This is a genomic window from Vibrio sp. MarTm2 (assembly GCF_027587055.1).
Classification (GTDB): Bacteria; Pseudomonadota; Gammaproteobacteria; order Enterobacterales; family Vibrionaceae; genus Vibrio; species Vibrio sinaloensis_D.
The window spans coordinates 1-4399 of sequence record NZ_JAPPTK010000029.1 but is presented as its reverse complement, the minus strand read 5'-3'; the positions used below and the strand labels follow the sequence as shown (position 1 = coordinate 4399).

The 4399-nt window shown below is 40.2% G+C and carries 6 protein-coding genes; all 6 read right to left on the bottom strand.

The window, feature by feature from the left end; genetic code table 11:
• Positions 1 to 127: 127 nt before the first annotated feature.
• The 6 genes from OH458_RS21800 to OH458_RS21760 all read right to left on the bottom strand — a co-directional run bounded on the left by OH458_RS21800 (position 128) and on the right by OH458_RS21760 (position 4380).
• Positions 128 to 496, bottom strand: a complete 369-nt coding sequence (locus OH458_RS21800) for a VOC family protein (RefSeq protein WP_269979834.1) — start codon at positions 494 to 496, stop codon at positions 128 to 130.
• Positions 497 to 735: 239 nt separating this feature from the next.
• On the bottom strand, positions 736 to 1155 hold the full coding sequence (locus tag OH458_RS21790) for a hypothetical protein (RefSeq protein WP_062905968.1): 420 nt from the start codon (positions 1153 to 1155) through the stop codon (positions 736 to 738).
• A gap of 579 nt (positions 1156 to 1734) precedes the next feature.
• Positions 1735 to 2079, bottom strand: coding sequence for a hypothetical protein (locus tag OH458_RS21785; protein WP_269979833.1), 345 nt, complete (start codon positions 2077 to 2079; stop codon positions 1735 to 1737).
• 220 nt (positions 2080 to 2299) lie between these two features.
• A complete protein-coding gene (locus OH458_RS21780; RefSeq protein ID WP_269979832.1) occupies positions 2300 to 2857 on the bottom strand; it encodes a hypothetical protein in 558 nt (185 codons plus the stop codon).
• 142 nt (positions 2858 to 2999) lie between these two features.
• Complete coding sequence (locus OH458_RS21770; protein WP_269979830.1) at positions 3000 to 3764, bottom strand: hypothetical protein; 765 nt, start codon at positions 3762 to 3764, stop codon at positions 3000 to 3002.
• A 157-nt stretch (positions 3765 to 3921) separates the two neighbouring features.
• Positions 3922 to 4380 carry a hypothetical protein gene (locus OH458_RS21760; protein ID WP_239931803.1) on the bottom strand — a complete coding sequence of 153 codons (459 nt, stop codon included), beginning with the start codon at positions 4378 to 4380 and terminating at the stop codon, positions 3922 to 3924.
• Positions 4381 to 4399 lie beyond the last annotated feature (19 nt).

Below are 4399 nucleotides of genomic sequence, written 5' to 3'. Positions count from 1 at the left end.
CTGTTAAGGTGTGAGCAACGCAATACCGAAGCTGCCGCATGCCACCTTAAACACTAAAACCAACGCATAGTAAAAATGCCATGCGTTGCGAATCACTCTTAAACAGTTTGTTATATGCGTGCTAAAGCTACATTATGACTGCTTCAATTTTGTTTCCATCCAGATCTCGAATAAATGCAGCATAATAGTTTTCACCATACTCAGGTCTAAAACCCGGCTTACCTTCGCATGTACCACCTAGTTCAATTGCAGTGGAATAAAACTGTTCAACAGACTCTTTAGAAGGGGCATTGAAAGCTATATGTGAACCATTACTTGAAGTCGCTTTCCCCTCACAAGGATTACCAACCCAAAACTCAAAGTTTTCACCATAAGCAGCAGCAATATTTTCTATATAGTGAGCACGTTTGATGAATAATGTAGACAGAACCGAATCGTAAAATTTAACGGCTCTCGCTACATCAGAAGTACCTACTGAAACGTGATTTAAAATCATGTTAATGTCCTTTTTATTGTTAAAGTCCGAAAGATTTTTATCGCATTCTAACAATACCACCCACAACTGTATATAAAAACAGTATCACTAGGACTTAGCAGGAGTTCAAAGCATATAACGCCCTGTTAAGGTGTGAGCAACGCAATACCGATGCTCCCGCATACCACCTTAATCACTAAAACCAACGCATAGTAAAAATGCCACGCGTTGCGAATCACTCTTAAACAGTTTGTTATGTATTACATGACGCGCATGATCGATGAAAGCAAACCACTCAATGCTTCGGTATTTTTCAAAAAAGCTGACATGCTTGATTCTTTTTCTTCGGACACTATCAGTTCTTTTGAGAACATGATTTCTTTATTTACATTAGGTAAGTCATGCTTTCTATTGTCATTCTCAATAGCATCTTGAACAAGACTCGCCTGCTCTTTCAAGGCATCAACACGCTGGTTTACGATCATCTCGAACTGAGAAAACTGGTCTTTCTGATGAGCCAATTGAAGCTCTAGAAGACGAATTTCACGTTTGTGGACGAGGTTTGATACAAACCAAGTTAGAGCGACTAAACCAGCACAAAAGGTGACAGCCAATGAAATCAATGACAACCAGTTATTTAAAACCGCGTCACCAACAAAAGATGCCAACTGCTCATTCATTTAACCAACTCCATACTCTAATTTTTGGATAATACATAACGCCGCGTTAAGTAGTGAGCGACGCACCCACTTAACCCAAACCATTGTGCCGTAACCACTAAATTCAAAGCAAACCAAAAATGCTATACGTTGCGAATCTGCCTTAAACGCCTTGTTATGCGCTTACTCACTTGGACACTAAGACGCTCCAACAACGAAACAAAAACACACTACTTTGTTGAAAAACTATCGTAAACCAACAGACTCAAGCGGGGCGCAGTTTCAACGCGACTTTTGATTGAAGCGCACGTGAACGAACAACACCAGAGAAAACTGAGGATCAACCAACGAAAAACATTTTGAACCGACAAACTCACCATAAGGATTATCAGCGGCTAGAAAATGTTCAATTTCACCGCCAGTTACAACACCAACGAACTACCCTTGGAATCATTCAGATTTACTTTCACCCTCTGGCGCATAACGCTGCGTTAAGTGGTGAACAACGCCAACCACCAAGCCTAAACCATTGTACCTTGAACACTAAATTTAACTTGAACTGAGATCGCCAAGCGTTGTGAATCCGCCTTAAACGCCTTGTTATGTTCGTAGCCTCGTATGCCACCTAGTTACTTCCGAGAATCTACTTTCATAAACCTTATTCACTGTTGCCACATGCGCTGTGCAGTCAAAATTAAACAGCACTACACGTTTTTTAATGGTTTTTACTTTATCCGTATCTAATTCAACTGTTAAACAAGCTTTCAATAACTTTGATAAGTCGATATTTTCCTTTATAGATTCGCTTCTAAACCACGCTGATAGCTCATTGGAAATATACAGTTCTAGCTCACCAACAATAGAATGGGAAACTGTTCCATCGAGTAAGTTAATACACAAGACACCATTGGGCAGCTCAGACAATGTTTCGAGGTCTTCACCCATACGCCACCCGACAAACATTTTGGGTAGAACTTCAACGTAGTGATTAATCCTTTTTAGTCCCATATTTCCTCTAGAACATAACGCCCTGCTAAGTGGCTAGCAACGCAACACCACACTAAAACTAACCACCGTAAACTCTGTACCAAACGAGAACTAAGATTGCCGGGCGTTGATAGTCCGTCTTAAGCAGTTTGTTATGTTTAAAGCCCCATCCCTTCTTCTACTTTAATAGAGTTTTTCGAACAACATATGGCTCTACTAACTCACTGTTTACTTCGGGTAAACTAGAGAACTTTAGACCCGCTACAATTGAATCTTGGTGGACTATAGCTAATTCTTTTCCTGATTCAAATGATACTACTAAGCCTGCGTCGTATGAGATTCTCTCATTATTTATTTCATCTTCGTAGGTTTCTGAAAGGATTTTTACAGCACACGCTTTTTCGCGATATCCTAAATCGTAACTAAAATAATCTGAACGATAGTTCCAACTTTTTCCATCTTCACTGATTTCAGCTTGAACTACTGACGGTGTTTCCGTTAGTTCCGCCTCAAGATAATAAACATCGTTTCGTCCAGCTTGGGTATCTCCCCAATCAAATTCCAAAGTCAAAAACTTATTATTACTTAGGCGTATCGACATAAATGAGCAGGTTATTACTGGACTCATATATGATAAAGATACGCAACTACAACGAATATCTACAATTGCATTGCTTAGCAAAGATTTTAATGCCTTTTCGGAGCTAGCTTCCAACTGGCCGGTTATGACTTCCATTTCTAGTAATCCTAATCATTAAACATAACGCCCTGTTAAGGTGTGAGCAACGCAATACTGAAGCTCCCGTATACCACCTTAATCACTAAATGCAACGCATAGTAAAAATGCCACGCGTTGCGAATCACTCTTAAACAGTTTGTTATGTTGCGGTGTTTAAGGTTAGCGACTGAGCAAACTCTCGCATGTGCCGTGCATTGTCTGCTTTTTCTTCATCACCACAGGCTTTTCCATAGTATTCAATGTCTGGTGAGGAATACACTGGCAACACTTTTTCTGCATACGTCATCACTGTCCCTGCTTCACGACACAAAGCCCCAAATGCATAGGGTTTTATGAACTTATGGTTCTCTGACAGTAGTTGACCTTTAAGCCAGTAATCTGGCGTATCGTTGTGCCATGCCCACGCCAAATGACCTAGTTCATGCTCAAGTACATGAACTTCCGCGTCAGATGATAAAACCAGAAAACTGCGACTAAAATTCACATGAGCTGTACCGGCACTTCCGTCCTGTGAAAATGGGTGCTCTTTAGGAAGAACTAGCACATAGTAACTCCCCTCACGTTGTAGTGGTTCTAACACCGAGTCGCCCACAGCTTGCGCCAACTGATGATGCAGTTTACCACTACCACCTTCTTCGAAATCCGTGAGGTCAAGACTAGTAATGCCTGACAATATTCGTTGCATCGGTACACATGAGTTTTCAAGAACAAGATTAGAGTAGTCGATGAATTCATTGATTTTTGACTCACTTATAGAGTCATCCGTAAAGAAATGAACTGGAGTTTCAACCTTTTCAGTCACCTCACAAGCTGCCAATGACAGTTCTTCTCCACTACGTTTCCCGATGAAAAACAGAGCGATAACACCTAGCAATGTGCAACCGACCACAAGATTATTCTTCATTAGACTGTCCTTTTTTCTAGCAACATAACGCCCTGTTAAGGTGTGAGCAACGCAATACCGAAGCTCCCGCATGCCACCTTAAACACAAAACGCAACGCATAGTAAAATGCCACGCGTTGCGAATCACTCTTAAACAGATTGTTATGTGTGATTTTCACTACATATCCAAAAATGCGTTAGAATGCAGATCTATACGGTCGATTTTGTATTTTGAATCAGCTTTAGAGAGAACAAACGTAAAAAGACCTACACCATTTTCAAATTTTGCTTCGACGGTAAATATCGCTATTTCTTTGCTTCCACCACTGGTTGCAACAGAAGATTTCGATTTGATAAACACTGGGGATTCAAAAGATCTTAATTCACCTATTTTAGATAAATACTCTATTACTTTTTGACCTTCTTCACTATTTAATGCTGAGCGTCCTTCGATACTAAATAGATGCTCAAACTTCGATATTTGCCATGTTGAAATTAAAGGTACACTTTCTTCAATAAATGGAGTTGCTTCAGCAGTGACCTCACTTGTTTGAGAGGCCGCCCAAAACAGCAGCCCTCCAATCAAAACAACAGATAGTGCGACTAACATCGCTACAACTTTAAAAAACTTTTTCATAAAGCCTCTTTATTACACA